Origin of the sequence: Paenibacillus donghaensis (assembly GCF_002192415.1) — a bacterium.
GTDB classification, from domain to species: Bacteria; Bacillota; Bacilli; order Paenibacillales; family Paenibacillaceae; genus Paenibacillus_AQ; species Paenibacillus_AQ donghaensis.
In genome coordinates this window covers 1652632-1678637 of sequence record NZ_CP021780.1, presented here as the reverse complement: position 1 = coordinate 1678637, position 26006 = coordinate 1652632, and the positions used below count along the sequence as shown (strand labels likewise).

General features: G+C 51.7%; 19 protein-coding genes, 1 riboswitch and 1 other annotated feature. Of the genes, 4 read left to right on the top strand and 15 right to left on the bottom strand.

Annotated elements, in window-relative coordinates:
• Positions 1-140 precede the first annotated feature (140 nt).
• A complete protein-coding gene (locus B9T62_RS07030) occupies positions 141-1856 on the top strand; it encodes an ABC transporter ATP-binding protein (protein WP_087914610.1) in 1716 nt (571 codons plus the stop codon).
• Positions 1857-2562: 706 nt separating this feature from the next.
• Here B9T62_RS07030 and B9T62_RS07020 read toward each other — a convergent pair.
• The 8 genes from B9T62_RS07020 to B9T62_RS06985 form a co-directional block, all read right to left on the bottom strand.
• Positions 2563-3726, bottom strand: a complete 1164-nt coding sequence (locus tag B9T62_RS07020; RefSeq protein WP_087914608.1) for a M20 family metallopeptidase — start codon at positions 3724-3726, stop codon at positions 2563-2565.
• Positions 3727-3884: 158 nt separating this feature from the next.
• Positions 3885-4685, bottom strand: coding sequence for a carbohydrate ABC transporter permease (locus tag B9T62_RS07015; protein WP_169834508.1), 801 nt, complete (start codon positions 4683-4685; stop codon positions 3885-3887).
• A gap of 239 nt (positions 4686-4924) precedes the next feature.
• Complete coding sequence (locus B9T62_RS07010; protein WP_087914606.1) at positions 4925-5806, bottom strand: carbohydrate ABC transporter permease; 882 nt, start codon at positions 5804-5806, stop codon at positions 4925-4927.
• 280 nt (positions 5807-6086) lie between these two features.
• Complete coding sequence (locus tag B9T62_RS07005; protein ID WP_087914605.1) at positions 6087-6632, bottom strand: hypothetical protein; 546 nt, start codon at positions 6630-6632, stop codon at positions 6087-6089.
• A gap of 72 nt (positions 6633-6704) precedes the next feature.
• The gene (locus B9T62_RS07000) at positions 6705-8024 is read right to left on the bottom strand and encodes an ABC transporter substrate-binding protein (RefSeq protein WP_087914604.1); all 1320 of its coding nucleotides are present in this window, start codon (positions 8022-8024) and stop codon (positions 6705-6707) included.
• Between the two features lie 157 nt (positions 8025-8181).
• On the bottom strand, positions 8182-9087 hold the full coding sequence (locus B9T62_RS06995; protein ID WP_087914603.1) for a response regulator transcription factor: 906 nt from the start codon (positions 9085-9087) through the stop codon (positions 8182-8184).
• Positions 9088-9100: 13 nt separating this feature from the next.
• Positions 9101-10921 carry a sensor histidine kinase gene (locus B9T62_RS06990; RefSeq protein WP_087914602.1) on the bottom strand — a complete coding sequence of 607 codons (1821 nt, stop codon included), beginning with the start codon at positions 10919-10921 and terminating at the stop codon, positions 9101-9103.
• 179 nt (positions 10922-11100) lie between these two features.
• Positions 11101-11862 (bottom strand): AraC family transcriptional regulator, encoded by a 762-nt coding sequence (locus tag B9T62_RS06985; RefSeq protein WP_087914601.1) that lies wholly within the window; start codon positions 11860-11862, stop codon positions 11101-11103.
• Positions 11863-11993: 131 nt separating this feature from the next.
• Here B9T62_RS06985 and B9T62_RS06980 point away from each other — a divergent pair, with 131 nt between their 5' ends.
• A complete protein-coding gene (locus B9T62_RS06980; RefSeq protein ID WP_087914600.1) occupies positions 11994-14258 on the top strand; it encodes an FAD-dependent oxidoreductase in 2265 nt (754 codons plus the stop codon).
• A gap of 207 nt (positions 14259-14465) precedes the next feature.
• On the opposite strand, the gene B9T62_RS06975 is transcribed toward B9T62_RS06980, so the two are convergent.
• Both B9T62_RS06975 and B9T62_RS06970 read right to left on the bottom strand, forming a co-directional pair.
• On the bottom strand, positions 14466-15911 hold the full coding sequence (locus tag B9T62_RS06975; protein WP_087914599.1) for a DEAD/DEAH box helicase: 1446 nt from the start codon (positions 15909-15911) through the stop codon (positions 14466-14468).
• Between the two features lie 88 nt (positions 15912-15999).
• Positions 16000-16653, bottom strand: coding sequence for an HD domain-containing protein (locus tag B9T62_RS06970; protein WP_087914598.1), 654 nt, complete (start codon positions 16651-16653; stop codon positions 16000-16002).
• Between the two features lie 416 nt (positions 16654-17069).
• Here B9T62_RS06970 and B9T62_RS06965 point away from each other — a divergent pair, with 416 nt between their 5' ends.
• Positions 17070-18359, top strand: a complete 1290-nt coding sequence (locus tag B9T62_RS06965) for a histidine--tRNA ligase (RefSeq protein WP_087914597.1) — start codon at positions 17070-17072, stop codon at positions 18357-18359.
• A 441-nt stretch (positions 18360-18800) separates the two neighbouring features.
• Positions 18801-19199, top strand: a complete 399-nt coding sequence (locus B9T62_RS06960; protein WP_087914596.1) for a GNAT family N-acetyltransferase — start codon at positions 18801-18803, stop codon at positions 19197-19199.
• 189 nt (positions 19200-19388) lie between these two features.
• Here B9T62_RS06960 and B9T62_RS06955 read toward each other — a convergent pair whose 3' ends face one another.
• The 5 genes from B9T62_RS06955 to leuA all read right to left on the bottom strand — a co-directional run bounded on the left by B9T62_RS06955 (position 19389) and on the right by leuA (position 25404).
• Entirely contained in the window at positions 19389-20066 is a 678-nt protein-coding gene (locus tag B9T62_RS06955; RefSeq protein ID WP_087914595.1) for a GNAT family N-acetyltransferase, read from the bottom strand.
• A 95-nt stretch (positions 20067-20161) separates the two neighbouring features.
• Entirely contained in the window at positions 20162-21001 is an 840-nt protein-coding gene (locus B9T62_RS06950; RefSeq protein ID WP_087914594.1) for a GNAT family N-acetyltransferase, read from the bottom strand.
• Positions 21002-21032: 31 nt separating this feature from the next.
• Entirely contained in the window at positions 21033-21509 is a 477-nt protein-coding gene (locus B9T62_RS06945; RefSeq protein WP_245864373.1) for a GNAT family N-acetyltransferase, read from the bottom strand.
• 325 nt (positions 21510-21834) lie between these two features.
• Positions 21835-23211 (bottom strand): amino acid permease, encoded by a 1377-nt coding sequence (locus B9T62_RS06940; protein ID WP_087914593.1) that lies wholly within the window; start codon positions 23209-23211, stop codon positions 21835-21837.
• A 172-nt stretch (positions 23212-23383) separates the two neighbouring features.
• A riboswitch (glycine riboswitch) is annotated at positions 23384-23464 on the bottom strand.
• A gap of 251 nt (positions 23465-23715) precedes the next feature.
• Positions 23716-25404, bottom strand: coding sequence for a 2-isopropylmalate synthase (leuA, locus tag B9T62_RS06935; protein ID WP_087914592.1), 1689 nt, complete (start codon positions 25402-25404; stop codon positions 23716-23718).
• Positions 25405-25482: 78 nt separating this feature from the next.
• Positions 25483-25747, bottom strand: a binding site (T-box leader).
• Positions 25748-26006 lie beyond the last annotated feature (259 nt).

Genomic DNA, 26006 nt, shown 5'->3' with positions numbered 1-26006 from the left:
GGGTATCCCGGCAATAAAACAGGATTGACAAATCCCGGAACCATCTTTAGTATCCTTAAGAGAAGGCTATTTGAGAATCAATCTCATTTACGAAGGAATACACACTGCCTACTAATCCATCAGAAAAGAGTGAACACTAGATGCTGCGTCGTTTCTTCTCCTATTACCGTCCTTACCGAAAGCTGTTTATTCTGGATTTCACCTGTGCTGTGGGTGCAGGGCTGCTGGAGCTGGCATTTCCGGTCGCCGTGAACAAATTTATAGATGATCTGCTGCCGGGCCAGGACTGGCCGCTGATCCTGATTGCCTGTGTCGCCCTGCTGGCGATCTATGCGCTCAACACAGTCATGCAGTACGTCGTTACCTATTGGGGGCATATGCTGGGTATCAACATCGAGACGGATATGCGCAAAAAAATGTTCGATCACATTCAAAAGCTCTCCTTCCGTTTCTTCGACAATAACAAAACCGGTCATCTGATCGGACGGATCACGAATGATCTCAATGATATCGGCGAGGTAGCGCATCATGGTCCTGAGGATGTGTTCATAGCGATCATGACTCTCGTCGGCGCTTTTGTGCTGATGGCGCAGATCAATCTGGAGCTGGCGATCATTACCTTCATCGTGGTGCCGCTAATGGGCTGGCTGATTATTTACTTCGGACGCAGCATGACCTCCACCTATCACCGGCTGTTCGGCAACGTGGGCAGCTTCAATGCCCGGATCGAAGACAATGTAGGCGGAATCCGTGTGGTGCAGTCTTTTGCCAATGAAGCTTATGAAAAAGAATTGTTCGCGGTCGACAACCAGAAGTTCCGTGAGACGAAATTGCTGGCGTACAAGCTGATGGCTCGCAGCTCTTCGATCAGCTACATGATGACCCGTCTGGTTACTGTACTGGTGATGGTCAGCGGCGCGTGGTTCTTCATTCAGGGGAAGATTGAGATCGGCGAATTCGTCGCGTTCATTCTGCTGTCCAATGTGTTCTTCCGCCCGATTGACAAAATCAATTCCGTTATTGAGAGCTATCCCAAAGGGATCGCCGGCTTCAGACGTTATCTGGAAATTATAGATACCGAACCGGATATCAGCGATAAACCTGACGCAGTGGATGTACAGGCGTTGCACGGGGATATCCGCTTCAACCAGGTGTCCTTCGGCTACGAGCCGAACCGGGAGGTGCTCAGCGAGATCAGCCTGACGGTGAACTCGGGGGAGACGGTGGCTTTTGTCGGACCTTCGGGCGCAGGCAAAACCACCATCTGCAGCCTGCTGCCAAGGTTCTATGATGTCACCGGGGGCGCAATCACCATCGACGGGATCGATATCCGTGATATGAAGCTGGCTGACCTGCGCAAGCAGATCGGAATTGTGCAGCAGGATGTGTTCCTGTTCTCCGGCACGATCCGCGAGAACATCGCATACGGCAAGCTGGAGGCAGAGCTGCCCGAAATCTGGGAAGCAGCCCGCCGCGCCCACCTGGAGGAATTGATCCTCAGCCTGCCGGACGGTATGGATACGGTGATCGGGGAACGCGGCGTGAAGCTGTCCGGCGGCCAGAAGCAGCGCCTCGCGATTGCCCGGATGTTCCTGAAGAATCCGCCGATTCTGATTCTGGACGAAGCCACCTCGGCGCTTGATACCGAAACGGAGGCGGCGATTCAGGAATCGCTGGCCGCCCTGTCGGTGGGCCGCACGACCCTGGTCATTGCCCACCGGCTGACCACGATCAAGAATGCCGACCGCATCGTCGTCGTCAACGAGGACGGCATTTCCGAGGAGGGCCGCCACGAGGACCTGGTGAACGCCGGAGGCACGTACAGCCGCTTGTATCAGGCCCAGTACAATAACTGATTCGCTGATAAGAAGCAGTCCTTATTCATAGCAAAAGCCGTCATCTTACGCTCAAGTGTGCAGGAATACACAGCTGAGCGGGATGACGGCTTTTTTCTATATATAATAAGATAAAAGTTACTTCCAATCCTCCAGCAGCTAGCCACTTTGGAACCTTCGGAGTAATTAGATGCGGAACTGCAACAAAATTCAGCTGAAACTCCAATCAGGAGACGAATAAGTGTGAACCTGCAGCTAATCTCGGGTAAATCGGGCCTGATACGTTTAAACGCCCAGATTAGATGCCTTTTCGGTTACTACTTAGGTCCCCTAGCCCTCTTCGCTCGTAACCCTCGCTTCGATTTCAGATGGTTGCGGACTCAGGAGCCTCTATTTGCTGTACATAGGCCGTTTTGCAGGATTAACGGACCCAGGAGCCTCTATATCACAGAAAACCCTCGCTTTAGAGCCTGTTTTGACGACTTAGGGGCTATACGGTCCGTAAGACGTCAAAAGATCGCAGATAAGAGGAAATAGGGGCTATATGGTCCGCTAGAATGCAGGTTACCTAGTTCAAGGGCTTGGAGTGTCGCAGGGTCCTAAGTAGTAACCCTTTTCGCATCTATTTCTTCCTAAACGGAAAAAATCAGCTATTAGGTGCATTTTCGCAACTAAATTGGTGGAGTGGTAACTCCGCGTCTAATCATGTCCACGCGCACGCTCAATATTATACGTCCACCGTTCCCAGGAACCGCAGCGCCAGCTCGCGGTAGAAGCGGATCGAAGCCAGATAGGCTTCAATGTCGACCCATTCATCAGCCTGATGGGCCTGGGCCGGTTCGCCGGGACCATAGATCAGCACCGGCAGCTTGCCCCCGTGGTGCAGCACCGAGCCATCGGTGTAGTAGGACACGCCGCGAGCCGCCTCGGCAGATTCACCCGTGATCGCAAGCGCCGTCTGGATGAGCCGCCCAGCGGGATCACTGTATACGGAGCTTCGGTCCAGCAGCAACTCTACGCTGTAGTGGTAACCGGCATGCAGCTGGGTAATCATCGCCAGCTCCTGTTCAATCTCGGCAAACAGCCGGGCATGCTCCAGCGGAGGCACGGTGCGGATGTCCACATCAATGATGCAATGATCCGGGACCACATTCGTCTGGATGCCGCCTGCGATGTGGTTCACCGACAGGCTGCTGGCGCCCAGCACAGCGTCCTGGGCCTGCCACTTCAGGGCATGCCGGTGCAGCAGCGTAATCACCGCTACCATGCCTTCAACGGCATTGACCCCCAGCTGCGGCATGGAGCCATGGGCGCTGCGCCCATGCAAGGAAATCCGCAGCCACAAGGCGCCCTTGTGCCCGACGGCCACCCGGCTTGCCGTCGGCTCGGCAATGACGATGCCGTCGAGTCCGGCAAGGCTGTGCTGCTCTGCATACAGGCGCGCTCCGCAGCTGTCCACCTCTTCGCCCGCGGTGGCCAGCCACAGCAGGTCGCCGTCCAGGCGGATGCCCTCCTGGCGCAGCGAGACCATCGCGAGCAGCATGGCGGCCAGCCCGCTTTTCATATCGGCCGCGCCCCGGCCATACAGCCGCGACCCTTCAATCACTGCGCCATGCGGCGGATAACGGCCTGCCGTCTGCGTCCAGGCCGAGACGGTGTCCAGATGGCCGCAGAACATCAGCTTCCGGCGTCCGCTCCCCCGCAGCACTGCCTCCAGATTGCTGCGGCCGGCATCCAGCAGTACCGCTTCGCTGTCCATCCCGTGTCCGTGCAGGAACTCCTGCAGCAGCAGCGACAATGCATGTTCATTGCCGGGCGGATTGCAGGTGTCCGTCTCAATCATCCGCTGCAGCAGCGGAACCGCCACTTCGCGGCTCATTACCTTGTCCATGCTTCCGCCTCCTCCAGTAGCGGCGACTTCGCCTCAAGTGGCGAAGTGCCTGCTTGTGCCGCTTGGGCACGTTTCTATATTGAAATCTACCGGAGAACCACAGCGTTCGCAAGATCAAAACGCACGGTCGGGCAAGATCAGCGGAAGTATTGGCGAATCTACCCCTTCACCGCGCTCCCGGCCACACCCTGGATGATGTAGCGCTGGCCGATCAGGAAGACCAGGATCATCGGGATAATACCCGCCGTGGCCGCTGCCATCATGCCGTTATAATCGACATTGTTCTCCAGAATGAAATTCTGCAGGCCCAGCGGCACGGTGTAGAGGTCTTTGTCCAGCAGGAAGACGAGCGCATTCTCGTAATCATTCCAGTGCCAGGAGAAGTCAATGATCGCCAGGGTAGCCAGGGCGGGCTTCGCCAGCGGCAGCACCAGCCGGAAGAAAATGCGGAAGTGCCCGGCTCCGTCGATGAAGGCAGCTTCCGAGATCTCTGCGGGTACAGAGAGGAAGAACTGGCGCAGCATAAACACACCGAAGATCGTGAACATCCCGGGCAGGATCAACGCCCAATGGGTATTGTAGATGCCTGCCCACTCAAACATCAGAAATTTGGGCACAAACAGCACCTGTGGCGGAACCATCATCATCGAGAGATAGACGAGGAATAGCGGTTCCCGGCCCTTGAATTGAATCCGTGCGAAGCCATAGGCGGCGAAGGCAGACAGGAAGACTGCACCAGCCATGCTGATCAGCGATATTTTGAGTGAATTCAGGTAATAGGTCACGAAGCTGTCGCTGCCGCTCCATACCTTGATGTGGTGCTCCCAGTTCAGGCTGGCGGGAATCCACTGAATTGGATATTTGAAGACATCTGCCGGACTTTTGAACGAAGTGCTGATCATCCAGATGAAAGGCACAATCATCAGCAGCGCGAAGCCGGACATCATCAGTGTCATCATCAGTTTGCGCAGATCGAGAATGGAATCTCCCCTGATCTTCCTTGGTTCAGCAGCCGTCTTCGGGCCAGTTACTCGTTGCATTGCGATTCCTCCTATAGAACGTGAACTTAAGAATGTTATTTTTGAGTTGTCCGGGTAGCCCTATGCACCAGGCAGTCTGACAACTCCGCCGTTTCATTCTTAAGTTCATCTTATATAACAATCAGTTTTACATCTGCCCGTCCCATGTGCTCCTGAGCTTAATAATGAACCCAGCGTTTCTGTCCAAGCCACTGCAGCACGGTAAAAATCATAATGATTACAAACAGCGCCCAGCTGATGGCTGCCGCATACCCCATCTCGTAATAACGGAAGGCGTTCTGGTAGATGAACAGAGAGAGCACGGTCGTGCTGTTTCCGGGGCCGCCTTGGGTAATGGCCTGAATAATGCCGAAGTTCTTGATCGTCATGATCAGTCCGGTAATCAGCAGCAGGAAGGTGGTTGGGCTTACCAGTGGCCAGATGATCCGGAGCAAGGTCTGCAGCGGGCGCGCCCCGTCGATTCGTGCCGCCTCCAGCAGCTCTTCCGGAATTTCCTGCAGCGCGGCCAGGTAGATGATCATGTTGTAGCCGAGCATAAACCAGATCCAGATGATGTCGATGGCATACATGGAGGATTCCGTAGTTGACAGCCAGCCAGGCGGATGGGCAATGCCAATGCCTTGCAGGAATCCGTTGATCGGACCCGAGGTCGGCTGGAACAGCAGCATCCAGACGAAGGCGATGGCTACACCGCTCGTAATGTAGGGCATGAAATAGAGCGCCCGTAGTGTTTTTTGCAGATAGACGGATTTGTTCAGCGCCACAGCTACTAGAAAGGACAGCAGAATGGACACCGGCACAGCCAGCAGGAAGATAAAGGTGTTGCGGAGCGCCACATAGAAGATCTCGTCGCCCAGCATCCGCCTTATATTCGCCAAGCCCACAAAGTTCGTATCCGGGTCCATAAACCGGTAGTCCGTAAACATCAGATAAAAGGAATACGCCGCCGGTATGATGAAAAACAACAGCACACCCAGCATATTCGGCCCGATAAACAGGTAGCCCAGCCGGCTCTGCCGCTTCATCCATGATTTATTCATTGTTACTCCCACTCCTGTCTGCTTGATCTCCCTTTCAGTGTAGCAAGCCGTTCCCGGCGGCATAAGGAACATAACCACCGAGCTGATGCCACAAAAGTATGCATTTGCCGAGAGTACCGCCAGTAGAAAAAGCTGTGGAAATGTTCTATCGTTAAAACACGTCGATCCCTCCCAAACCACTTTCGATCCCTCCCAAACCCTCCCTTCCAAGGGAGGGCCCCAAAGGGTTGCACCCTCTGGACACCTGCAAGTTTGGCGAAGGAGTCTGGCGGTACTGTGATTAGGGGGCTTTGGTGGTAGGATCGCTTATCCCTGCGGGACCGCTTGGACGCTGCTGATGTTGGCCGACTATCCCTGACGGGATGCTCGGCCGGGGACTACAGTCAAAGACGGGCTGTTCCTTCGGAATGCGCAAAACCTTAAGAGCAAAGACGGGCTGTTCCTTCGGAATGCGCAAGACCTGAAGCGCAAAGGCGGGCTGTTCCTTCGGAATGCGCAAGACCTGAAGCGCAAAAGCCGGCTGTTCCTTCGGAATGCGCAAGACCTGGATCGCAAAGGCGGGCTGTTCCTTCGGAATGCGCAAGACCTGAAGCGCAAAGGCGGGCTGTTCCTTCGGAATGCGCAAGACCTGAAGCGCAAAGGCGGGCTGTTCCTTCGGAATGCGCAAGACCTGAAGCGCAAAGACAGGCTGTTCCTTCGGAATGCGCAAGACCTTAAGGGCAAAGGCAGGCTGTTCCTTCGGAATGCGCAAGACCTGGATATCTTGTACTTCGGTCGGCTTCATCATTCTTTTCGGGACAGCTGGCGTTATGCCAGCGAACGCCAAACAGCAGACCCCCTTATGCGGAGGCCTGCTGTTTCTGACTGGAAATAAACTACATATTATCCCATTATTATTTTATGGATTCTGCTTCAGCCACCCATTGTGGCGTTTGACCATATTCTGCACGGTCTCTGCTGCGGTCTGGTTGCCGAGGAAATACTTCTCATATTCCTGAGCCCGCATATCGACGACCTCCTGGGCAATGCCGCGCACAAAGGTTGGCGTCTTGTCGCCGTAAAGCATAAATTCCAGCGACTCCTTGTCATAGGTATCGGCATGGTCGCCCAGCAGATGCTCAATGGCGGTCTGCTGATCCACCGCATTCGAGGACGGCAGGCGGCCGCCTGCGGCCATCGGAATCATGCCGCCGTCCGCATACCACTTCAGGAATTCCCAGGCCGCATCTTTATGCTTAGACTTCGCATTGATGGAGATGAGATCGCCGAGGCCGCCGCTTTTGATGAAATCCGCCTCATTCTCGGTCAATCGCGGAATCGGCGCAAACGCAATCTTGAATTCACGCGGGAACTCCGTCATGTTATTCGAGCTGCGCAGCAGCCATTCGCCGATGTTGATCATCGCCGCTTCGCCGGAGAGGAACATATTCTCCACCGGCATCTTGGAGGTCAGCTGCTCGCCGAGCGGCGGTGTAGTCAGGTCTTCCTTCATCATCCCGTTCAAGGTCTCCAGCCACTTCGTCACCAGCGGATCATCCATATTGGAGCTGCCATCCGGCTTAACGTAGCCATTCTTGACCATCACCGAGTCCAGTGAGTCCACGAACGGGGTGGTGTGCTGCACCAGGCCATATTTGAACCCCTCCGCTTTCAGCTTCACAGCATATTCCCTCGCTTCATCCCAGGTCCAGGCCTTGGGAAGAGCCAGCCCCGCCTGATCCAGCGCTTCCTTGTTCACGGCGATGAACTGCGCATTCTTCTTCGTAGGCATGCCATAGTATTTGTCGTCAATCTTCCAGGAAGCGGCGTCCGTCCCCATCTTCTCATCAATATTGTAGTCACTGAATTCACCCAGATCGAGCGCGGTGCCGCCTTTCACGCGTTTATCCAGATTGGTGAGCGTATAATTGACGAACAGATCCACATTCTGGCCGGTGGACAGCGCGGTGTCCAGCTTGAGATTGCCGTCATCATCATTGACGAAGCGCACATACTCCACCTGGACATCGGGATGCTCCTTGTTCCAGTTATCCACTACCTCCTGCGGCCCGTTCTCCGGCGGCACAGCCCCCCACATCGTCAGCTTGACCTTGTCGCCGCCTGCATTGCCGCTCCCGCTCTCGTTACCTGCCTGGTTGTTCCCGCCACAGCCGCCCAGCATACCGAGCAGCAGCACGCTTGCCATGATCCGTACAGCCAATCTTTTTTTAGTTCCCATAAGCTCCTGAGACCTCCCTGATTCTGAAGTGGATTGTTTCTTCCTGTTCATCGTAGCAGGGACCCGGCGCTGCTTATAAGCAACAAATCCACCTTCCTGACGGAACAAATATGCGGGATTTCCCAGGGTCAGATCACACACAGATTTATTCTATGGGCTACGGCGCCCGGTGACGGTATTGGCTTGGGGTAACTCCCGTCCAGCGCTTGAATATTTTGATGAAATAATTATCATTGGCGAAGCCGACCCGGTGGCCGATCTCCTGAACCGCCAGATCACTGCCGCGCAGCAGCTCTGCCGCCTTCTCCATCCGCACGCCATGCAAATAATGGATCAGCGTATGGCCGGTTTTCTTCTTGAACAGGGCGCTGATATAATTCTCCCCCATCATCACATATCGCGACATGGACTTGACCGTGATATCCTGATCGAAATGGCGGCCGATGAACTCAATGATCTTGCTGATCTCAGGATGGCTAACCACCGGCTCCTGCAGCGGCTGGAAGCCGGAGTGGGCGGGTGCTGTTGCGTGCGCTTGAAGACCGGCCTCATCGTCAGCCTCAACTTCAACCCCCTCACCCTCCTCAGCTACCGGATGAATGTCATCGGCTGAGCTGCGGCGTGGCCCCGAACGTTCACCAACTGCGGCGGCGGCTTCCGTGCCGTGGCCCTGCTTCCCTGCCCGTTCATCCAGCTCGGCGCTCACCTTGCGCAGCGTATCCCGCAGCGAATTGACGCTCATCGACAGCTTCAGAATGTAGTTGGAAGCGCCGTATTCCATAGCCTGGCGGACATATTCGAATTCGCCCATGCAGGTCAGCATTACGAACTTGGCAGACAGTCCGGCCTGCCGGGTCTGCTTCAGCAGTTCAATTCCGTCCATGCCTGGCATGATAATGTCGGCCAGCACCAGATCCGGCTTAAGACGATGGATCAGCTCCAGCGCCTCCACCCCGTTCCCGGACTCTCCGACCACGCGGAAACCAAGCTCCTCCCATTGAATGATCTCCCGGACCGACTCCCTGACGAACACTTCATCCTCCACAAGAAGAACATTCCACATCGCTGATTCCTCCTTAAACTTGGGTAGTGGGGTGCTGCTGATAAGGCGTAGACAACAGAAACGGAATGCTGAACCGGATCAGCGTGCCCGGTTCCAGCGCAATCAGCTCGAAGATGCTCTGATGCCTGAACAGCAGCTGCAGCCGCTCCTGCAAGTTGGACAGTCCGATTCCCGGGCGGCTGCGCGGAATCTGGAGGCGGCGGGACTGCTCGATGCCGATCCCGTTATCCTCCACCTCCAGCGTCAGCCGGCCGCCGTCAGCCTTATAGATCCTTATGCAAATCCTGCCCCGCTCTGGCAGATGGGCTACTCCATGGCGGATCGCATTCTCCACCAGCGGCTGCAGGCTCAGCTTCGGCACCAGTGCGTATTCCAGCTCATCGGCGAACTCACAAGTCACCTCGAAGCTGCCCTGGTAACGGATGCGCTGGATATGCAGATAGGCCTGCACCAGCTCAATCTCGTCCTTCAGGTAGACCATCTCCACCTGCGAGTTGAGACTGACCTCCAACAGCTTGCCGAGCGAGACACAGATTTCGGAGATTTCCTCATTTCCGCTGCGAATCGCACTCCATTTCATCGTATTGAGTGTATTGAGCAGAAAATGCGGATTCATCTGCGCCAGCAGCATATGGAAATGAACCGCTTCCTTCTGGCGTTCCTCCGCCTTCAATTGCCCGATCAGCTTGTTGGCATCATCCAGCATGGTATTGAAGGTGCGGGTCAGCTCCAGCACCTCGCCGCGGCTTCGGCCTTCAGGGATGCGGATCTTGAGATTCTTGCGCACGACATCCTTCATCTTGAGCTGCAGATGGGACAGCGGGCGGGTGAAGGTGGCGGAGATCATGAAGGCCATGATCACAAACGCTGCCATAAATCCAAAGAAGGTCAGGAAATAACGCTGCTTGAGCCCGGAGATCTCATCAAAAAGCACAGCCAGCGGAATCCGGTTAATCATATACCAGTCCAGCGATTCGATATAGACGTAATTGAGCAGGGTTCCCGACTCGTGATCTGTCAGATACGCTTCAGCAGGATGCTGCGCAATTTCCCGGGTAATGACGGCAGAGAGCGAAGCCTCCTTGGAGGAGCGGGCAACCGTCTCCCCATGGCCGGTAATCAGGAAATAATCCTGGTTGCTCTGCGAATCCTTCAACACAGACTGGAACCAGAAGGAATAATCGATGCTGATCCGCGCCAGCCCGTAGCGGCGGCCGCTGTCATCCTTCATATAGGCGTAGAGTGACAGCAGATACGGGCTTGAGGACATTTCGCGCAGCACATTGTTCTCGTCCCTGGAGTCCCACTGGTAATCCGCTGCTGCGGTATCTCCAGGGGCAGCAGCCGCACCCTCACTCGCACCCTCACCCAGATGCTGGCGGAAACGTTCGCGGTAGGGGGCGTACTGGAGGGCTTTTTTAGGCAAATAAGACGTGTATACGCTCTCATGAAAATCCAGCAGTGTAAAATATACCGACGGATTATACAGAAAAAAGCTGTTGTTCAGCATCTTGAATTTCTCTTCAATCAGCGATTTATTCTCCAGAGGCGAACGGCTGTCCGGCACAGTCAGCACATTCCTAACCACCGAATCCTGCTCCAGAAAAATCAGCGTCTTGAACGCGATGCTCATCTGGTCCTCCAGTGTGCCGTACATCTGCACCAGCTGCTCATGGCTCTGCTGGCTGATCTTCTCCTCGACCATAGACTCAATCTGGCGGTAATTGTACACATTCAGCACGCTGAAGGGCAGCAGGATCAGCCCCAGAAAAGCGCCAAACAGCCGGTATTTCAGCTTTTGCGGCAGCATCGTCTTCCAGTCCGGCAGCTTCATCCGGTTTCCCCCTAACTATCCGATAGCATTCATTCGTAAGTGCTCCTATTATAGCATCTGCCCGCCATGGCAGGCCTGTCCTGCAGCAATTGTATGGTTATGTTGCATTAGTGCGGTGCGGTGAGACGGTTATGCACAGATTTGTTCTATTGGGATAGAGCGCAGAGCAAGATCCTGCCCTAGACCCGATGCTGCTGCCGGTAAGCCGCCGGACTGACACCCGTCTCCTTCGTGAACACCCGGCTTAGGTAAAAGCCGTTCTCGTACCCACAGCGCTCCGCGATCTGCGCCAAGGTCAGCTCCGTTTCCTGCAGCAGACTTCTGGCCTTCTGCAGACGCAGTGACTTCAGGTACGCCGAAGGTGTTTCCTGATAAGCCTCGCGGAACCGCCGTGTAAGTTGAACGGGGCTTAACGCGAGAGCGTGCGCCAGCTCACGCAGGCTCAGCTCGCCCGCTGCCTGGGCGGCAATCCGCTCGGCGGCTTCCGCCATCAGCGCATCCTCGGTGAACCGCCGCTGCTGCGCCTCCCGCCCGCTCTCCAGCTGGTGCAGCCGCAGCAGATCTGTGGTCAGGTGGCTTTTCCATGTTAACGCTGCGGCAGAGTGGTCCTCGGCGGCTTCCCGCAAATAGGCATAATTGGAGCTGAGCCGCTTCGTATCGTTGATATGGATAATCCCTGCGGTCGGCGCTATCCCGTCCTCAGCAGCAGAGCAGCTGAATTGAAAATAATGAAAGGTCAACGGGGTGACCGTTTGACGTACAAATGGCGTTCCGGGAGGACAGACCACCAGATCGCCGAAGCCTGCGCTCCCGGAATGGGAAGCAATCTCATAACGGAATGTCCCATCTTCCACGCCAAAAGCTACCCAACTCTCATAGCAGTCACTGGCTAGCGCAAACTGCGCTTTCTGCTTCCAGTAGATATGATTCAGCAGCTCCATGATCCAACCCACCTTGATGAAATAAAGTATATGCCCAATGATAGTATAGTGTATTTCAAAAGTAAACTGGCAAGTTCATTATGAAATTAGAGATATGCTGTACAATACTTCCAAACATGAGGTGGACGATGATGAAAGAGGAGCTTATAGAGAATGAGATCACGGTCATAGGGGGTGGACTGGCCGGAGTCTGCGCTGCCATTGCGGCGGCAAGGCTTGGACAATCGGTGGCCCTGGTCCAGAACCGGCCGGTGTTGGGTGGCAATGCCAGCAGCGAAGTACGCGTCTGGGTTTGCGGGGCAACCGCCCACGGCATCAACCGCTACGCCCGTGAAACCGGAATCATGGGTGAGCTGTTCGTGGAGAATCAGTACCGCAACCCTGAAGGCAATCCCTATCTGTGGGATTTGGTGGTGCTTGAAGCGGTGAAGGCGGAACCGAATATCACACTTTTTCTCAATACAGATGTGCATGAGGTCCAAGCGCAGGGCGATGAAGTTGACCGCACCATCACATCGGTAACCGGCTGGATGATGGGCTCGGAACGCAGAATTACCTTCAAGAGTAAGTTCTATCTGGACTGCACGGGTGACGGACTGATCGGATTTCTGGCGGGAGCGAAGTTTGCGCTTGGTCGGGAAGCCCGCAGCGAATACGGCGAAGAATGGGCGCCGGAGGTGGCAGACGACATTACGCTTGGCAGCACTTTGCTGTTCTATACCAAGGATGCCGGGATGCCGGTCAACTTCGTGCCGCCTTCCTTCGCCAAGGATATCGCCGCAACCTCCATTCCGATCCGCCGGGTGATCCAGAGCGGGGATTCCGGTTGTCATTACTGGTGGATTGAATGGGGAGGCGAGCACGATACGGTGCACGACAATGAGAAGATCCGTGACGAACTGTGGTCCGTTATTTACGGCATCTGGGACTACATCAAGAACTCCGGCAAGTTCAGCGCAGAGAACATGACCCTGGAATGGGTCGGCTCAATGCCGGGCAAGCGGGAATACCGCCGCTTCATCGGCGATTACGTGCTGAACCAGAATGACATTATCGCCCAGCGCGAGTTCGCGGACGGCGTGGCCTTCGGCGGCTGGTCGATTGACCTGCACCCGCCGCAGGGCATGTACGCCGAGGCCAGTGGCTCCAAGCACCAGCACGCCGATGGCGTCTATTCCATCCCGTTCCGTTCGCTGTATTCCGCCAATGTGCGGAATATGCTGATGGCCGGGCGGGATATCAGCGCTTCCCATGTCGCCTTCGGCACGACACGGGTCATGGCCACCTGCGCGGTGATCGGCGAGGCGGCCGGAACCGGGGCAGCGCTCAGCAGCCGCCTGGGCATTACGCCAAGGCAGCTGCATGATCAGCAGCTGCCGCTGCTGCGGCAGACCCTGCTGCGCCAGGATGCGTCGATCATCGGGCTGCTGAACGCTGATCCGCTGGATCTGGCCCGCCAGGCCGATGTCCGCGCCTCCAGCACCCGGTCGGTGCTGGCGCTGGAGCACCCTGCGGCCGCCTGCCCGCTGCGGCAGGATGTTGCCCTGCTCTTCCCTGTCGATCCCGGCTTCTCCGGGTTCGAGCTGCTCGCAGATGCGGAGACTGACAGCGAAATCACTATAGAGCTGTGGGACACGGGGCGCAAGGAGAACTATGTGCCGCATGCCCTGCTGTCCACAGCCACTGCCGCTGTGCAGCGCGGCACGCAGCAATGGGTCCGGTTTAGCCTGGAGTGGCAACCGTCTGAACCGCAGAATGCATTTGTAGTCATTAAGGCCAACGAAGCGATTACACTCCACATTTCCGCCGAGCCGCTCAGTGGCGTGCTGACCTTCTACAAGAAGGCTCAGCCGCATGCCCCGCAGAACCTGGAGGACCACTCGATGGAACAGCTGGTGCTGCGCTGGGCGATGCAAGGTCAGGCCCGCCAGCCGCTGTGCTTCCGCCTGGCATCGCCTACCTTGGCATTCGCAGCGGGCCGGGTGATTGACGGCTACCGCCGTCCATTCGGCGGACCGCAGCAATGGATGTCCGCTGCCGTGCAGGAGGGCCAGCCGGAATGGCTGGAGCTGTCCTGGCAGCAGGAGCAGGCGCTGGCGGAGCTTCAGCTGACCTTCAACGATGATGTGAATGAGGATCTGATCAACCTCCATCATCACCGCACCCCATTCACGGTGATTCCCGAGCTGGTGCGGAATTACCGGCTGGAAGCCCTGAATGGCTCTGGAGAGTGGCAGGAGATAACGCGGATAACCAACAACCGGCGGCGCACCGTGGTGCATCGGCTGGAGCAGCCTGTGCAGACGCGCGGCCTCCGGGTAGTGATCGAATCCACTAATGGCAGCCGATATGCGGAAGTGGTCGAGCTCAGAGCCTACAGCGAGGCCGGAGCCTAGGCTGCTGCATAGACTGAATTCTGGTTATTACTTAGGCCTCCCGCCTTCTCTCTATAGGCCAGTAAGCTGAATAACGCAAACAACCTGTCTCCCGGTCCATGTGGACGGAAGACAGGTTGTTTGCGTTTAGTTGTGTTCTGCAGGACAGGTACGGTAACTCCTGCCTTTGCTGGCCAGCTTGTGCGGGTGAAATCAACTTGGCTTGTCCTATTTATTGGCGACATACACCTTCAGCAGCTTGCCCTTGATGGTGGTTTCCTTCATTGCCTTCAGCACCAGCGGGCCTTTGCCGTTCAGGATGTCGACATACGACACATTGTCCTGAATCGTAATGATTCCGATATCCGCTGCGGTCATGCCCTCCAGCTTGGCCAGCGTGCCGACAAAATCAACGGCGCGCAGCTTCTTTTTCTTGCCCCCGTTGAAGTACAGCTTCAGGATGTCCTGGCTCATGATTTCGCTCTTGCCGGTTTTGAGAACCGGCTGCTTGTTGATCTTCTGTTCAAAAGCGGCCTTCGCATGCTCCACTGCTGCATCGGACGGAGCCTTCATCGGAGGCAGGCTGAAGCCAATATACTCCTCAATCTCACGGACCCACTTCTGCTCATTCGGGGTGACGAAGGTGATCGCTTTGCCCGCTTTGCCCGCTCGGGCCGTTCTGCCAGTGCGGTGTACATAACTTTCTTTTTCCAGCGGAATATCGTAATTGATCACGTGGGTAATATTCTCGATATCAATTCCTCTGGCAGCCACATCGGTGGCGATCAGGTAACGGAACTGGCCCCGCTTGAACGCATTCATCACCTCAAAACGCTCGTCCTGCATCAACCCGCCATGGATTTTGTCACATGGATAGTCCAGATCGGCCAACCCTCTGAACAAGGCATCCACCTGATCCTGGGTCCGGCAAAAAATAATGCAGCTGTCCGGGTTCTCCACCGTGATGATATCGCTCAGCAGCGAGAACTTAGCAGCTTGCGGCACTTCAATTAAGGCATGCTCAATCGTCGCAGTGGTGATGCCGCTGGCTTCAATCTCGATGTCAGCCGGCCCGCTCATATATTTGCGGCACAGGTTCTTGACGGCCTCCGGCAGCGTCGCCGAGAATAGCATCGTCACACGGTCCTTCGGCAGCTGCTTGATGATCTTCTCCACCTGCTCGATGAATCCCATGTTCAGCATCTCGTCCGCTTCATCAATCACCAGATATTTGATCCGGCTAAGCGTCAGTGAACCCCGCTCGATATGATCAAACACCCGTCCAGGCGTACCTACGACAACATGTGTCTTCTGTGCCAGCTCGGCCTTCTGCGGCGCAAACGGCTGCTTGCCGAACAGGGCCACGGCCTTGATCCGCTTGAAGCGGCCGATATGGGTAATATCCTCGCTGACCTGGGCGGCCAGCTCCCGGGTTGGCGTCAGAATCAGCGCCTGCGGTTTATTCTCCGTCCAGTCAACCAGCTCACAGACCGGGATACCGAACGCTGCGGTCTTGCCGCTGCCGGTCTGCGATTTGACGATCAGATCCTGCTGCTTCAGTGCTACAGGGATCACCTTGCGCTGCACCTCGGTCGGCTGCTCATAATTCAGCGTCTCCAGGGCTCTGACAATCTCTTCATCCAGCCCATAATCCTTAAATGTTAATTCACTCATCGCTTATTACCTCTTCTATGCTGATTGTTCCGGTTCCAGCAGGGTTCCCCGCGTTCTTACCATCTCGTGCATACTCCTAGTATAGCAGCTATTCGCTGCCTTCATTCCATTCCTTGTAGAACTGTTCAAGAAAAACCAGCATGAACGCATGCCGCTCCTCTGCCAGCTCGCGCCCGTGGTCCGTGTTCATCAGATCCTTCAGCTTCAGCAGCTTCTCATAGAAATGATTGACCGCCGTGCCTTTGCTGTAATCCCGGTACTCCTGCTTCAGCGATTCATCGCGCGGGGAAATCTGCGGATCATAGACCGGACGACCTTTGGCCCCGGAGAATACCAGGGTGCGGGTGATGCCAATCGCCCCCAGCGCATCCAGCCGGTCGGCATCCTGCACCACCCGCCCTTCGAGCGTCTGCATCGGCGCACCACCGCCGCCGCTGAAGGACATCGTCTCAATAATCAGCATGATATGTTCGGTAATTTCCCGGTCCTCCAGCTGTGCTTCCAGCCAGTCCCGTACCTTCTGCAACCCGGCTTCCTTGGACGGATTCAGCTTCTCGTCGGCTACGTCGTGAAGCAGCGCCGCCAGTGTGCAGACGAGCACATCAGCTTGCTCGATGCCGGCGATTTCGCGGGCCATGTTGCGCACCCGCTCGATATGAAACCAGTCATGGCCTGTCGTGTCATGCGCCAGCTGGTCTTTGACATATTCTTCGGTTTGCTTAATAAGCTGCGGTATATTCATACATTTAGTAGTCCTCTCTTATTTGCGGCAGTGCAGCAAGTTATGGGTTGCATGTGTTTCGCCCTTCGTTTATAATCGGCTGTATTCCAGTCTGAAGGGTTTGATTCCGGTGAACGCAAGTTTAACTATACTGAATCAACTTCATCATCACAAGCAGCGTTAGCACTCCTGAAATTTTCAGGGAGCTCTAACGCTTTTCGCGTTTGACCTCCCTGCGGCATAGTAAGCGCGCAGGACCAAGAGGTCCTGCGCGTTTTTTTGTAAATATAAGAATTTATATGTTTCACGCCATAAATTATCCTTCTATTTCTCGCTGAAACGTCCCCGTCCTTTTAAAAGGACGGCGAAGCCGTTTCCACTTGTTTCGGCAGAAACGTACTGGAAATCCACAAACAGAAACAAAGGAGCTGCTAATAATGCAAAATGTAAAAGGAACCTACGACTTCTTCGGGAAAGAGCAAGCCTTGCGGCGCCAGGTACAGGAGGTGCTGCAGGAGCTGTTTGTCGTTTATAATTACGAGTCCATGGACACCACCCTGCTCTGCGAGCTGGAGCTGCTGACCTCCAAATATGCGGGCGGGGCTGAAATCCTGAAGGAAATGTACCAGCTGAGCGACCAGGGCGGGCGCAAGCTTGGCCTACGGTACGATCTCACTATCCCTTTCGCCAAGGTGATTGCGCTGAATCCGGGGATCGAACTGCCGTACCGGCGATATGAGATGGGTAAGGTTTTCCGTGACGGCCCGGTCAAAAAAGGCCGCCTGCGCGAGTTCCTCCAATGCGATGCCGATGTGGTCGGGGTGGCCGGACCGGAGGCGGAGGCCGAGCTGATGTTGCTTGCGGCAGAAGCCTTCCGCAGGCTGGAGCTGCCGGTGATCATCAAGTGGAACAACCGGCAGTTTCTGAGCGAAGTGCTGGAGGCGCTGGGTGTGCCCCAGCCGGAGCAGCAATCTGTGATGCTGACACTTGATAAGCTGGCGAAGATCGGCAGCGCCGGAGTGGGCAGCGAGCTGCTGGCCAAAGGGCTGGATGCCGCTGCAACGGATGCCATCCTGCAGCTGATCGCTGCGGAAACACCGGACTTCGCGCAGCTGTCGGCGCAATACGGCCTGGTTGGCAAGCCGGGTGCGAAGGATGTGCTGGCTCTCCAACTGCTGCTTCGCGCCATCGGCCTGGAAGATACATGCCGCTTTGATCCCTTCCTGTCACGCGGCCTCTCCTTCTATACCGGCACCGTATATGAAATCTTCGATGCTTCGGGCGTCTTCCCTTCAAGCCTTGGAGGCGGCGGCCGGTATGACGCAATCATCGGACAGCTGGTAGGTCGCGAGGACATCCCCTACCCTACGGTTGGGCTGTCGTTCGGGATGGAGTCCATCATGGCACTGCTGGCCGAACGGTCCGGTACGGTGAGTACCGCAGCCGAGGTCGTGGTGCTGCCGATTGGCGACACCCTGCCACAGGCGCTGCTGGCCGCCGCCGGATTACGCGCGGCGGGTATCCGCACGGCGCTGGATACCAGCGGGCGCAAGCTGAAGAAGCTGCTGGCTGCTGCGGTGGCCGCAGGCAACCGCTACGCGCTGCTGATCGGCGAGAGCGAAGCCGCCGCCGGCAAGGTGCAGCTGAAGGATATGCAGCAACGGGAGGAGCTAACGTTGACGGTTGAGGAGGCCATTGCGCTTATTTCCAAACGGAAGCTTTTATAATAAAATGGGAGATACCAGTTTAGTTGCAAATCTACTACTTAGGTCCTCTGAAGATGTAAAATGCTACACTACTAGAGATTTCAGAGAAATTAGCTGCAAAAGTGCATTTAATTTCGCTGGAATTCCTGTTATTGGGCAAATACGTGCGAATCTGCAACTATTTTCAAGTAAAACGATGGTTTAAGGCTCAGAATCCGATATTAGATGCGTTTTCGCACTTATTTGCTCTAAAACAGCAAAAATCTTCGAATTAGATGCAGATTCGCAACTAATTCGGTGTGGACTGGACTGATGTGGTTTGATGCTCCCCTCCTATTGGGTCCTAAGTAGTAACCGATTCTGCAGCTAATTCCTCTGAAAGCTCCAGCGTTGCCTTAAACATCCTCAGCGTGACCTAAATAGTAACAAGCAATGATCCCTAATCATAAGGAGTGCTCAATCATGACTATCACTTATCAAATAAACACCCCGCTCACGGCCAAGCAAGCGGCAGATATCTTCATCAGCTCCGGGATCAAACGTCCGGTGGAGGACCTGGCCCGCATCGGCCGAATGCTGGAGCATGCCGACATTCTGGTGACCGCCTGGGACGGGGATCAGCCCGTGGGGCTGGCCCGGGCCATCACCGACTATGCCTACTGCTGCTATTTATCCGATCTCGCGGTATGCCGTGAGTATCAGCAGCAGGGTATTGGCAAGAAACTGATCGCCACGCTGCAGGAGCATCTGGGCGAGGAGTCGATGCTGCTGCTGCTCGCCGCTCCGTCCGCGATCGACTATTACCCGCAGATCGGCTTCGAGAAGCTGACGAGTGCCTTTCTGATCCCGCGCAGCAAGTAGAGCCTGGCGTTTACAGTGGTGTGCATGTACAGTAAGATGCCGCGCCGCTGTACTCATCCCATAAATCCAAACAGCGGCAGTCTTGGACGAGAAACTATAGTCCTGGACTGCCGCTGTTTTATTGAATTATCGTTTCCGTAAGCATCAATTAGCCCCAAAGCAACAACGAATCCAACACTTCTACATTCTTCAGATTTTTGCCACAAAAGTATGCTCTGCGAAATTGGAAAGCTCGATAAAATGATTTCTTTCGTAAAACCTTTTGGCCCCGCTATTGGATTTAGCCACACGTAAGAATATATTGTCCATTCCCATTACTTTCGACATACGGTGAATACTATTTTTCAACATCAGGCTTCCATAACCGCGGCTCTGGTATTCGGGATGTATAACAAAATCTCGAATATACTCACCTGTAATAATATAGGCGCCAATCAATTTGTCATCCATCCAAAAAGATCTTACCCGTTCTTCTGATTCGTAATCTTGTAGGGAATTCATGAAATGATCCGGATCTTTTTGGTAGCTATCTGTGCTCCAGCCATTTTCAAGATTCAAGTCATAATAAGCTTTCTCAAATAATTGAATAAAATGGCTGAGCATCTCCGGGGAAAATCCTTTTTCTACAAGTGGTAATGTCTCCGGCATTTTCATTTCCTTGCTGAAATCATACTGAAGCTGAAAACCTTCCATATCGGTCACAAAACCATGTTCTTTAAGAAATTGAATCAGTTCCCTATTTTTCCCATACACATTAAAACAAACTTCTCTTGTTTCATTTGGGCTAAAATGTCTACTAAGTTGCTTCCCCATAAAATTTAATAAGGTTTCATCATGGCTGTAACGAGCAAAAACCGCAAATGCCATGATATAATCATCATCCTCAACGATACAATATGCACCATGATTTAGAAGTGAATCTTCATAATCAATACTCCCAATTTCACAGTGTTTCCATTAGTTCAAACTATTTGTAATCTTCTATTAACATACCCTTGAATGATTTCAAATCCCGTACTTGTATATAGCTGTAACGCTTTCTCGTTACTAGCTAACACCTCTAAATCAACACCATTTGGATCCTGTTCCAGACCTCGATTTACAGCAAATTCAAGTATTTTCCTTCCATAACCTTCTCCTTGATACTTACTATTAACAAAGAATAGGGGAATTTCTGCATTAGCAATAATTGCCGCACCTATCATTTCCCCTTCTTTAAAGAACAAATAAAAATTATCTTTATCTATCAATCTTTCTTTTCTATGATGCGCTAAAGTATCTTTACTTGCACTCAAATACCAGTTATGAGGGGTAATATCATTCTCTGCTCTTAATTTTGAGAACGCTTCACTTTCAAGGCTGATTTCCTGCATATAATATTCGTCTTCATATTTCTTCACATCAAGTTCTGGTTCTTTATATTTACCACTAATATATTTGAGTTTATAATATGAGAACCAATAATCAAACCCAATCTCGTCAAAAAAACCTTCCCAAATTCCATTCTTTATATGACAAGTATTAATCGAGGTAACAGAATTTCCCTCCATCCGTTTTTTAGCCTCAGCCCAAAGTTGTGAACCTATTGATTTAATATGTTCCTCGGATGAAATCCCCATTTCAAAGTCACACTTATTTTCATATACATTCATATGAATAAAACCCTTTATTCCATCTTCATCGTATACTAGGATTTGTTTCGAATTTCTTATATTTTCTATTTCTTCATATGTAGGTTTATTTTCTCTTGTATAAATATCTATAATCTCATTCATATCATTGTTCGTAAAATTTCTAATCATTTTACCTCACCTTTTCTTTAACAATATTTCGCTACAATTTCTTCTTCAGAAAAAATTGTTTAATTCCTTCCGGATATTCATCATTCACGGCAAAAACCTCATAGCCCATGCGCTGATAAAATTCCGGCGATTGATATGTAAATGTGCAAGTATGAGCAAATATACAGCCAAGCTCTTTCCCTTGTCTCTCTGCTTCTACTATCATGATTTTTCCATATCCTTTGTTTCTGTATTCATCAGCTATCCAAAATACATCAAGATACAAACCATAAGACCAGGTTTCACAAAACAAGCCTCCTACGACTTTGCCTGATTCATCTTTTAGATATAAATTTATATCCTTGCCAGGTTTCTTGAGTAAACCATTTGTTGCACGAACATTGTACTCATATAGATTGTCACACACCTGATTGTAATCAGTATCCTTCGAGTCTGCTGTAATCTTGATATTATCTAAAATTATATCTGACAAATTCTCACCCCATAAATTGATTACAGTATCTTTCATTATATTCTACTAATCAAATTATACTGTAGGAAAGCTTTTACATAGTGGTAGAGAACTATTAAAGCTAAACTATCCTACTAGGCTTTTCGCCTGCCTGCATCCATCTGCCTTCTGTTACGGACCGAGGGGCCGCTATTTGTGCTAAATTTGGCTTATATGGTGCTTTTACGGACTGAGGAGCCGCTATTGGAGTAACTTTGCTTCGTTTGATGCCTGAATTCGCCGAATAAGGGTCTTACGGTCCGCAACTGTAGAAAAATAGGCAAAATCGCATAAATAGAGGCTATAGTGTCCGTAGTGAAGGGGTTGATTAGTTAATATGGAATTAAGTGGCTGTTGTTGATTCTGTACTATTTCTTTCCCTCTTTCTTCTATTCGTCGAATACAAAACAAATAATAGAATAAACCATAAAGGCGTCAACAATAAGGCCGGACGCGTGTCTTCAGCAAACAGCATAATGATGAGTATTATCGCAAACAACGCCAGGACAACATAATTAATAAATGGTGTGAACGGTGCTTTAAATTTTGATTTGGCCTGCAATTCCGGCTTTGTTTTCTTATACCGCAAATGGCAAATCAGAACAACACCCCAAACCCAAATGAAACAAATGGCACTAATGGTTGTCACGATTCCAAAAGCTTGTTCGGGAATCAGCCTACTCAAAAGAGCTCCCACTGACAAGACAAGCGTGGATATGAATAAAGCATTGCTTGGTACATGATTTTTATTCAGCTTGGCAAAATGGGATGGGGCCTGGTCCTTCCTGCTTAAATTATAGAGAATCCGGCTTGTGGAGAACATCCCGCTGTTACAAGCAGACGCAGCTGAGGTTAATACGACAAAGTTAATAATTCCTGCGGCAATCGGGATCCCCACTAGACTGAACGTTTTGACAAAAGGACTCTCTGCCGGATTCAGCTCCGTCCATGCGTTGATGCTTAACAGGGCAATAATGGCACCAACGTAGAAAAATAGAATTCTTAATGGAATTTTATTAATAGCCGACGGAATGTTTTTCTCTGGATTGGAGGTTTCCGCTGCCGATACACCGACCAATTCTACCCCGACAAATGCAAATACAACCATTTGAAAGGAAAGTAAGAAACCTGAAATCCCATTTGGGAATACGCCTCCATGTGCCCAAATATTGCTGAGAGCAACCGTTCCGGCATCTGTCTTGAAACCAATCACCACCAGAAACGCTCCGATGGCAATCAACGCGAGGATCGTCACTACCTTGATTAGAGCAAACCAGAATTCCAATTCCCCAAAACTTTTTACAGTTAATAAATTAAGTCCTAATAAAATGATTAAACAAATGACAGCAGGTATCCATTGCGGGATGTCAAACCAATATTGCACATATACCCCAACAGCGATAATATCAGCCATTGCCGTCATGATCCAGCAGAACCAATAGGTCCATCCGGTTACAAATGCTGCCCGCGGTCCAAGATAGTCTTCGGCAATGTCTGTAAACGATTGATAACCTGCTTTAGACAACAGAAGTTCTCCTAATGCCCTCATCACAAAAAAAACGGCGATACCCACGATTAAGTAAGCAAAGATGATGGAGGGTCCTGCCAGCTGAATAGCTTTTCCTGATCCTAAAAATAGTCCGGTACCGATGGTTCCCCCAATTGCAATGAGCTGAACATGCCGATTCTGTAAATCTCTCTTTAATTCTTGTGGTGCCAAATGAAGCTCCCCCTCTACACTCTGGATAATTCTCGTTCTTGTATGTGAAATTATGAACAAGTGAAAATAACAACAAAAAAGAGACTGGAGGCGCTCCAATCTCTAGGTCTAAGAATATTAAATAAAATACATTATTTATTCTGAAGATTATCAAAATAACAAATAGATTATTCAGTACTCTTCTGTCCTTTTGCCTGAGATTGTGAACCCTTCGGCGCCGGGGAATCCCCACGGTCTCTCCAGAAGCTGCTCCTGCTATAGTGTGATCCATAGCAATCATAGCTTACAAGTTATTTAATTTTATGGTCATAACTTCATTTAAATATTTTTCAATATTACTTATAGTCAAATATTTTGTCAATAACATTAATTACAGCCGTGTTAACCCGTTGATTGATCATTTGATAATAAAGTAATAATGATTCCCAACTCATGCCACCGATAAGACCTATTGTTCTCATAAGTGCAGCTCCTCTTTCACTCTATTTCAATTATTATGCGCTCCTAACCGTCAGCGAGTAATCTGTTAGTGGTATTACGGCTAAATTGATTCACAGCACTAAACAGAGCTTTTACAGATGAGGCCATAATATCAACGTCAAAGCCGCAACCCCAATATACGCTACCGTCTGAAGCCGTGATACCGATATAAGAGACAGCTTGTGATTTAGAGCCTGTTTCCAGAGCGTGCTCTTTATAGATCAAATCGGTATAATGCATTCCAAGATCGGTTTGCAGAGCATTGCTGATCGCATCGAGTCTTCCGTTTCCGGTGCCTTCAATTTCCTTGACTTCATTGCCGGTCCGTATAGTGACGATGGTTTGAAAATCTTCATTGTCTGTAATGCGGTATTTGACAAACTCGACAGGTGTTTTTATATTTACATATTCCTTCAAGAAAATATCGTATATTTCATCGGGCATCAGTTCCTTTTGCTGCTGATCCGATACGTTTTTAACGAAGTATCCAAAGTTTTCGCCCATTTTCGTCGGGAGATCGAGTCCGTACTTCAACTGCAGCACGTATCCGATCCCGCCTTTGCCGGACTGGCTGTTAATGCGGATAATATCGCCTTCATACTCCCTACCGATGTCCTTGGGATCAATTAGCAGATAAGGGACCGACCAATGCCGGGGCTCCTTTTCCTCGAGCCATTTCATTCCTTTAGCAATGGCATCCTGATGCGAACCGGAGAAAGCGGTGAATACAAGCTCACCTCCGTAAGGATGTCTTTCGCCTACTCTCATTTTGGTCAGTCGTTCATAAACGCTGATGATCGCAGGGATGTTCTCAAAATTCAGCTTCGGGTCTACCCCGTGTGAATACATGTTTAGAGCCAGCGTCACAATGTCTACGTTCCCTGTTCTTTCCCCGTTTCCGAACAAAGTGCCTTCGACGCGCTGGGCTCCGGCCAGTACCCCCAGCTCCGCATCCGCCACACCCGTTCCCCTATCGTTATGCGGATGGAGCGACAAAATAACATGCTCCCGGAAATTCAGGTGCTCGCTCATATACTCGATCTGGCTGGCGTAGACGTGAGGCATCGACATGGATACCGTTGCAGGAAGATTGATGATGACTGGGTTCTCCGCCGTCGGCTGCCATACGCCGAGCACGCTGTTGCAGATGTCCAGCGCAAAATCAATTTCTGTACCTGTAAAGCTTTCGGGTGAATACTGGAACTGAAAATTCCCCTCCGTTTCCTCCGCGCACTGCTTCAACAGTTTGGCGCCATTCAAAGCGATGTCGATAATTTCTTTTTTGGATTTGCGGAATACCTGTTCCCGCTGCGCCACGGATGTCGAGTTGTACAAATGTACTACAGCTTTTTTCGCGCCTTTCAGCGCTTCAAAAGTTTTGCGGATAATATGCTCTCTCGATTGGCTAAGCACTTGGATCGTTACATCATCCGGAATCAATTCCTGCTCGATCAATGTGCGTAGAAAGGTGAACTCCGTTTCCGATGCTGCGGGAAATCCGACTTCGATTTCCTTAAATCCGATATCTACAAGCAATTTGAAGTATTCAAGCTTTTCCTCCAGATTCATCGGAACAATTAATGCCTGATTTCCGTCGCGAAGGTCGACGCTGCACCAAATCGGCGCCTCTGTAATATATTCCTTTTGGGTCCAGTTCAAGCTTGTCTCCGGCTGCATAAAATATCCTCTGGCGTATTTCTCAACATTTTTCATGGATATCCTTCCTTTCATCGATTTCTGTAATTATTTGCCAAAGATCGAATGCGCAAAAAAAGCCTTTCATCTCCACTAACAGGAGACGAAAGACTTTGACATCTCACGCGGTACCACTCCGAATTCATGCCATAGTCGGCATGCACTCAACGGATACAGGGTTGCAAAAACGGACAAGCCCTGTATCCTCCTGGTGATAACGGTCAGGCTCCGGCTCCACCTACTATACTGGTTCAGCGAGCAACTCCAAGGCGAGTTCCGATTTTCTCCACGGCTGTTTCGCACCATCCAACAGCTCTCTGTTTGCTTGGAAAACCGTACTATTCCTTCTCAACGTATTTTAATATTTGAAGTAATGTTATATCAGCAATACGATTGTGTCAATTGTAATCTGATCTTACACATATAACGGAAATGGGGTCATTAGAATATAACTGTTGAATCACCATAAACTCATAGAGTATTATAAAAATTTTGTGCCAAATCATCCAGATTATCTATATCAATTATATGGAGGTCTGATATGCAAGAAGGATACCATAATTCGCTCGATAGGGTTATTTTTCCACGTTACGATTTTTCGACAAGAACTTTTGACTGTC